Origin of the sequence: Sandarakinorhabdus oryzae, from assembly GCF_009733735.1 — a bacterium.
Lineage (GTDB): Bacteria > Pseudomonadota > Alphaproteobacteria > Sphingomonadales > Sphingomonadaceae > Sandarakinorhabdus > Sandarakinorhabdus oryzae.
Genome location: NZ_WNJP01000139.1, coordinates 1 through 7,396, shown reverse-complemented (window position 1 = coordinate 7,396; position 7,396 = coordinate 1). Strand labels below are relative to the sequence as shown.

Here is a 7,396-nt window from a genome sequence, read left to right as displayed (position 1 = left end):
GGTGCGGCTGGCGACCGGATCGACGCGGGCGCTGCTCACCGCCACGCAGGCCGGGGCTGGCATCGGGCTTTTGCCGCGCCGCATGGCCGCCGGGCTCATTGAAATCCCCACCGCCACCCCGGCGCCGCCGCGCACACCTTGGCTCACCGTCCATCGCGATGTGCAGCGCCTGCCCGCCATCCGCGCCGTCAGCCGCTGGATCAGCGCCGTCTTTGCAGCCGGGGCCAAAGCCGGCTAAGGCCCGCCGCCATGACGCGCTTCCAGTTTCGCATCCACGCCCGCGACGGCAAGGCGCGCGCCGGCACCATCGCCATGCGCCGCGGCGAGATCCGCACGCCGGCCTTCATGCCGGTGGGCACGGCGGCGACCGTGAAGGCGATGCGCGCCAGCGAGGTGCGGGCGGCCGGGGCGGACATCATCCTGGGCAACACCTATCACCTGATGCTGCGGCCCACCGCCAAGCGCATCCATCGCCTCGGCGGGCTGCACCGCTTCATGGGCTGGGAGCGGCCGATCCTCACAGACAGCGGCGGTTACCAGGTGATGAGCCTGTCGGGACTCACGAAACGGACGGAAGACGGCGTCACCTTCGCCAGCCACCTCGACGGCAGCCGCCACCTGATGAGCCCGGAGCACTCGATGGAAATCCAGCGCCTGCTGGGCAGCGACATCGTCATGGCGTTTGACGAGCTGGTCGCCCTGCCCGCCCCGCGCGAGGTGGTGAAGGATGCGATGGACCGCAGCATGCGCTGGGCAGCGCGCAGCCGGGCGGCGTTCGATGCCGGCACGGAACATGCGGCCGGCGCCGCGCTGTTCGGCATCCAGCAGGGCGGGCTGGATGAGCGGCTGCGCGCGGAAAGCGCCTGCGCTCTTAGGGCCATCGGCTTTGATGGCTATGCCATTGGTGGCCTGGCGGTGGGCGAAGGCCAGCCGGCGATGTTTGGCGTGCTGGATTATGCAACGGATCAGCTGCCAGAGGACGCGCCGCGCTACCTGATGGGAGTCGGCAAGCCCGATGACATCGTGGGCGCCGTGCTGCGCGGCGTCGACATGTTCGATTGCGTGCTGCCCACGCGCTCTGGCCGCAACGGCCAGGCCTTCACCCATGATGGGCCACTCAATCTCAGGAATGCCAGCCACGCCGAGGACCTGCGCCCCTTGGATGCGGACTGCCTTTGCCCGGTCTGCCATGGACCGGAGGCGACCAGCCGCGCCTATCTCCACCACCTGATCAAGGCCGGCGAGATGCTGGGCGCCATGCTGCTGACCCAGCATAATATCGGCTTCTACCAGCAACTGATGGCCGGCTTGCGCGCTGCGATCGGCGCCGGCCAACTCGGTGACTTCGCCAGCCGCTTCCTGACACGATACCAGCGCCGCTGAAACGGCTGCGCCCCGACCTTTCGGGCCGGGGCGAGCCGATGTGGATTGGGGTGCGTCGGTGCGGGACTGCGCCCCCGCCGCGCCCACATCGAGGCGGACGGACGGCCGGGCGGGTGTTTGGCACCCGGCCGCCCATTTCAGAAGTGCACGACGAGCCCGCCGCGCACCCCGTGATCCTTGACGCCGGAACCGGCCTGGCCGCGATAGCCGAAGTCGATCTCGACATTCTTGCCGACCTGGCCGGAGATGATCAGGCCCATCGCTGCCACGTCGCGCCCGAACGGCACGCCGGCGATGCTGAAGGCCGGGCCGGCGGCCAGGTTGAACAGGATCGGCGTCGTCTCGTTGCTGCCGCCCAGGTGACGCCAGCCCAGTTCGGCGGTGATGCCAAACGAGCCGTCACCCAGCGGCAGGCCATATTTCAGCCGGGCGCCCAGCGTGGAGACGAAGAAATCGCCGTTGGTCTTGCCCGAGCGCAGCTTGGCCACGCCGCCGCTTTCGGCAATCGCGTTGGTCGACACGTTCACATAGGCGGCCTGGGCAAAGGGCTCCACCGCCACCTTGCCGGCCGGGATGCGATAGGCCAGTTCCCCGAACAACTGGGTGACATTGGTCCGGTACGAGGCCGTCAGCGTGTCGGAGAATCCGGCAAAGCTGACATTGCGCCGCGTGTCGAGGTTGCGGAACATGTGAGCAAGGCCGACGCTGGCGACCAGATTGCCGCTGTTCAGACCGGCATAGGCGCCAATGTGGAGATCATCGGTGGTCGCCCGGCTGCCGCGATCGTTGACGCTGACCGTGGCACGGCCATAGCCGGCGAGCACGCCCACCGCCCAATTGTCGCCCTTCAGGGCATCAAAACCCATGAAGAAGCCACCAATGTCGCGTTTCACCCTGGCGGCGTTGCCGTCGCCATCGGTGTTGCCCCAACTGCCATAGGCGCTCATCCACAGGCCCTTGCGGGTCTCGTCGGGCGACTGCAGGTGCCAGCTCAGCGCTTCGCGCACAAAGCGGCTGTCCTGCACGGTCTGGCCGCGGGCAGTGGCGTGGATCTCGCCCGAGATCTGGTCGAGCGCATTCTGCGCTTCGGCATCGGTCTGCAGATAGGCGATGGCGGTGTATAGCGTGCCGTTGCCGGCGGCGTCGGCGCCCGAGCCCGCGGCGATCTGATTGGGCGTGCGTCCGGCGCTGGCAAAGCTGCTGGTCTGCCGCACGCCCAGATAGACATTGTTGGCGTCCAGTTCCTGCACGACGCTGATGAAGCGCGACACCCTTGTATCACCGGTGAGGCTGGCAAAGCTGCCGGTGCGGCCTGGCCCTTCGTCAACCGAGGTGAGCACCGTGTAGCGCGTGCCCAGCACGAGCCGGCCGGCATCGACCTTGGTCACCCTGAGCGTGGTGCCGGCCGCGATATTGACGGGGCCGTTGATCGCCAGCCGGTCGGACGTGCCGTTGGAATTGACGTCCACGGCGAAGGTCGAGCCGGCGAGGAAGCTGCCGGCGCCGGTGCTGGTGAGCGTGGCGAGGCCTGGCCCCGGCGAAACGAAAGTGCCCGTGCCCGCGACGAAGCCGCCAATCGTGCCGTTGCCCGACAAGGTGCCGGCGTTGAGCAGGATTGGCGCAGAGGCCAGCCCGCCCAGCACGTTGAGGCCGCCGCCATTGAGGACGAAGTTGCCGGAGAAGCTGTTGGTGAGGGTGACGGTGAGGACACCGACACCCAGCTTGGTGGTGACGCCGGAGCCACCCAGCAGATTGTCCAGCGTGGCATCGGCCGCCGCATCCAGCACCAGATTGGCGTTGTTGGTGATGGCGCCGGTGCCGAAGGCGCCGACGCCGCCGCGCAGCGTGCCCCCTGAAACCAGTGTGCCGCCGGTGTAGCTGTTGGCGCTGTTGCCCAGCACCAGCGTGCCGCTGCCCAGCTTGGCCAGTTGCGAACTGCCGACCAGTTTTGCGCCGATGGTGGCGGTGTTGGCGGCGCCATTGACCGTCATTTCGGCCGTGCCGCCAGACAGCGTGACCTGATCGCCAACGATATTGTAGCCATCGACATTGAAGGTCATGCCGGTGACGGTGACCGGGCCATCGACATTGGAGACGGTGACGGTGCCGCCAGTGCCGCCGAAGATGACCGTGGACGGTTGCGGCGCATTGGCGCTGTTCTGGACGCCGAACTCATCGGTGAAATTGGGGCTGAACGTCGTCCAGGTGCCGGTGCCACCTTCGACGATATTGTTGTCGGCCGGGCCGGTGCCATCCCAATAGACAAACACGCCATCAAGCGGGACGGGTGGGGGCGGCGGCGGCGAGGCGCCCGGCGAGAAGGCGGCGCCGCCATAGGTGAAATAGCTGTCGTAGCTGTCAAAGCCTTCCAGCAGCAGCTGGAACGGGCTGGCGGCCGAGATGGCGAAGGCGCCCAGCTTCAGCGAGACATCGAGGCTGCCATAGCTGAACAGCGTGCTGCCCAGCACCTGGAAGCCACTGGTGTTGGGCGCGCTGCCATCGAGCGTGAGTGTGCCGAGGTCGGTTGTGCGGATGACGATGGTGACGAAATCGGTCGGAAAATTGGCTGCACCCGATGGCGGCGCGAACACATAGGATTTCAGCCACTGGTCCGCGCCCGGCACGATGGTCATTGCCGGATCGGTGTTGTCATTGGCCTCGCCCTGGCCGATCAGATATTGCGCGACCAGGATCGGCTTGGATGCGACCAGTTCCACCCCGCCGGCAACCCGGCCCTCGTAAAATTGGCCATTGTTGAGTGTGGCGACCACGGCGCCGTTCTGGCGCAGCTCGGTGCCATCCTGGGTGGCGACGGCGCGATAGACATTGCCCTGGCTGCCGGTGCGCGGCGTTTGCGCCAACAGATAGGTGGAGGACAATTTGTCCACCGACGGCATCTGCTCGTCGATATGATCGCAGGCGCCAATGCCGGTCGGCACGTTGGTGCAGCGGTTGCCCGAAAACACCGTGACCGGCGCCGACGACAGCACGCGGGTGCCGGTGAGATTGCTGGTGGCCGTGTACATGTAGGTCTGACCGGCGTTCAGCGTCACCTGGCTTTCCACGCCGCCGGGCGGCCGGAAGGTGACCGTGGTGTTGTCCACCGTGGCCTGCACAGATATCTGGTCTTCCAGGATGTTCTGGTAGGCGGCGATGACATGATCGGTGCCAAGCCGGGCGCCGTCGATCAGATAGGTCATGTCGGTCGAGGCCGAGCGCCGGCTGAGATAATAACCCGAAAGCGCTGCGTCGGACTGGACCTTGAAGCCATAATTCTGAACGGTGCTGGCCGACAGTTCATAGGTCGTGCCGAGATCGATGACGGCAAAGCCCTCGGCCCCCAACGTAAAGGCGCTGGAGAAACCGGCGCCGTTGGTCACCGTGCCGGTGGAACCGGCGAGGCCGAACACGAACAACTGACGCTGACCGCCGGTGTCATAGTTCGGGCTTTGCTGGAAATAGAGCGTGTTGGCTGCAGATGGCGCGGCCAGGCCGACCGCCAGCGCGGCAGCCGCCGCCGTGGCAAGAAATCGCGTGATCATAAGTCCCCCCCAATTGGACCCTGCGCGAGGCGTTGCCCGCTGATCTGCGACCCTGATTGGGAGGGAGTGTGACTTACGCTTTGTTAACCGTCTTGTATGTTTTGGACAGGGATGGCCTAGGGATTTGTGCCTATTCCGGCCCGCGTGGCCGCATAAGGCGCGGGATCCAGCGGCGGCGTGCCACCCAGCAACAGCGCGGCACACAGGCGGCCGGCGGCTGGTGCCGTCTGGATGCCAAAGCCGCCCTGCCCGGCGCACCAGAACAGGCCATCGACTGCGCCATCAAAGCCGAACACCGGCAGCCGGTCAGGCGCGAAGGTCCTCAGGCCAGCCCAGCTCGATTCCAGCCGTTTCACCTGCACATTGGTCGCCTGTTCGAAGCGGTCGATGACGATTGCGAGGTCCATCTCGTCCGGGCGCACGTCGTGCGGCACGTCGGGGATCTCATCGTGCGGGGAGAGCCACAGCCGATCGCCATCGGGCTTGAAATAGAAACGACCGTCGCTGCTCATCACCGTGGGCATATCGGCGGGCGGCGGCGGATCGATACGCAGAACCGCCATTGTGCGCCTGAGCGGCATCAGCCCCAGCGGCGCCGCGCCGGCCAGCGCCGCCACGCCATCGGCCCAGGCACCGGCGGCATTGACCAGCAGCGGGGCCGTCAATTCACCGGCGCGCGTTGCAATCCGCCAGATCCCGCCCTGGCGATCCAGCCCGGTCACTTCGGCGTTGGTCAGAACCGTCGGCCGGGCGCCGCCGACACCGCGCAGGAAACCCTGGTGCAGGGCGGCGACGTCGATATCGTGGCAATCGGGCTCCATCAGCGCCCGCTGGCTCCATTCGGGCTTCAGCAGCGGTCCGGCGGGCGTGGCCGCCAGCGCGGCGGCATCGAGCGCCTGATAGGGAACGCCGCTGGCGTCATGCTCGGCGGCCACCCGCGCCAGCCCGCCGGGATCGGCCGGGCCTTCGATGGTGAGGCTGGGTCGATGCGTGAGCAGCGGCTGGAACCCGGCCGGCGGCGCGCCGAAAAAGCCACGGCTGGCCTTGCTCAGCGGCACCACGCCCGGCCCGCCATAGCTTTCGATGAACATGGCCGCCGATCTGCCGGTGGTGTGATAGCCCGGCTGTTCCTCCATCTCGATCAGGGCGACGCGCAGGGTGGGCGCGGCCTCCAGCAGGGCCCAGGCCGTGCTCGCGCCGGCGATCCCGGCGCCGATGATGGCGATATCGAAATCCATGGCCGATCAGCCCAGGAACGACAGGATGCGCGCCAGCACCTGGCCGCGCAAGGGCTCGGCCTCGCGCAGCAGCTCGTGGCCGGCGCCGGGATATTCGATGGTTTCGCCCCCCGGGATACGCGCCACAAGCCGGCGCGTGGCGTTGCTGTCCACCAGGCCGTCCTTGGCCGGAATCAGCGCCAGCACCGGCACGGCAATGGCTTCGGGCACCCCGGCCGCGGCCAGCGCATCGATACTGGCAAAGGCATCGGCCAGCCAACCCCAGGTGACGCTGCCCAGCGCCAGTGCCGGATATTGGCCGATCCACCAGCTTTCGTCGCGATAGCGCTCGACATCGCTGGTCAGCAGCAACTGGCGCTTGCTGCCCGGCTGGCCCGGTTCCCACGGGCCGCCGCCCAGCACATAATCGCCGCCGCGGCCCCATTTCACCATGCGCGCGGCCATGAAGCGGGCGATGGCGGGGCCGAGCGGTGCAGCGGCAAGGCCGGTCATCGGCGCCAGCACGGCCGCCCGGCTGATACCCCCCCGTCCGAGCGCTAGATGGCGCAGCATCAGGTGGCCACCCATCGAATGGGCAATGGCCGCCACAGGCCCGCCGGCGCGATCGACGGCCCAATCGACCAGCACCGAAAGATCGTCCATCCACACGTCAAAGCCCGGCGATGCGCCGTGCATCGGGGTCTTGCCGACCCGGCGCGACAGGCCCTGCCCGCGCCAATCAAAGATCGACACCCCCCAGCCGGCATCGACCAGATCGTGCAGCGTTTCGGCATATTTCTCGACGAAATCGGCGCGGCCGGTGACCATCAGCACATTGCCGCGGCCCGCATCGCGGCGCACCCAGTGCATCAGCCGCACCGGCCAGCCATCGCGCATCGGCACGAAGATCCGTTCCCCGCCGGCAGGCAGGGTGCGCCGGCGCAGATAGGGATCGGCTTCAGGCAGGTAAGGCATGGCCCGCAGCGATAGAGGCGATTCGGCTCCCTTGCCAGTGCCTTGGGGCAGCGTTTAGGCTCAGGCCATGCACCCTGCCCTCAAGCTGCTGACCGGCCTGGCTGCCACCGTGGTGGTGACGCGCGGCGCCACCCTGCACCAGGGCCAGGCGATCATGGCCGAACTGGGCGGCGCAGCGGCCAGCGCCATGCGCGCCCACGGCGTGGTGGATGGCAGCGTGACGTTTCGCCAGCCATCGTGGCGGGTGGCGCGGGTGGCGCGCCTGTCGGGCACGGCTGA

Annotated in this window: 6 protein-coding genes; 3 read left to right on the top strand and 3 right to left on the bottom strand. The window is 67.7% G+C overall.

Going from position 1 to position 7,396, the window contains the following annotated elements; all coding sequences use genetic code 11:
• Together GJ693_RS12245 and tgt are read left to right on the top strand one after the other, a co-directional pair.
• On the top strand, positions 1–238 hold a 238-nt coding region (locus tag GJ693_RS12245; RefSeq protein ID WP_235902858.1), incomplete at its 5' end, for a LysR substrate-binding domain-containing protein.
• Positions 239–249: 11 nt separating this feature from the next.
• Positions 250–1,383, top strand: a complete 1,134-nt coding sequence (gene tgt, locus GJ693_RS12240) for a tRNA guanosine(34) transglycosylase Tgt (RefSeq protein ID WP_156256576.1) — start codon at positions 250–252, stop codon at positions 1,381–1,383.
• A 137-nt stretch (positions 1,384–1,520) separates the two neighbouring features.
• On the opposite strand, the gene GJ693_RS12235 is transcribed toward tgt, so the two are convergent.
• From GJ693_RS12235 to GJ693_RS12225, 3 genes are all read right to left on the bottom strand, one after another.
• Positions 1,521–4,925, bottom strand: coding sequence for an autotransporter domain-containing protein (locus GJ693_RS12235; RefSeq protein WP_156256575.1), 3,405 nt, complete (start codon positions 4,923–4,925; stop codon positions 1,521–1,523).
• Positions 4,926–5,041: 116 nt separating this feature from the next.
• The gene (locus GJ693_RS12230) at positions 5,042–6,163 is read right to left on the bottom strand and encodes an NAD(P)/FAD-dependent oxidoreductase (RefSeq protein WP_156256574.1); all 1,122 of its coding nucleotides are present in this window, start codon (positions 6,161–6,163) and stop codon (positions 5,042–5,044) included.
• 6 nt (positions 6,164–6,169) lie between these two features.
• Positions 6,170–7,117, bottom strand: coding sequence for an alpha/beta hydrolase (locus GJ693_RS12225; protein ID WP_156256573.1), 948 nt, complete (start codon positions 7,115–7,117; stop codon positions 6,170–6,172).
• A gap of 67 nt (positions 7,118–7,184) precedes the next feature.
• On the opposite strand from GJ693_RS12225, the gene GJ693_RS12220 reads away from it, so the two are divergent.
• Positions 7,185–7,396 (top strand): hypothetical protein (locus GJ693_RS12220; RefSeq protein ID WP_156256572.1); only part of this gene is annotated, 212 nt, incomplete at its 3' end.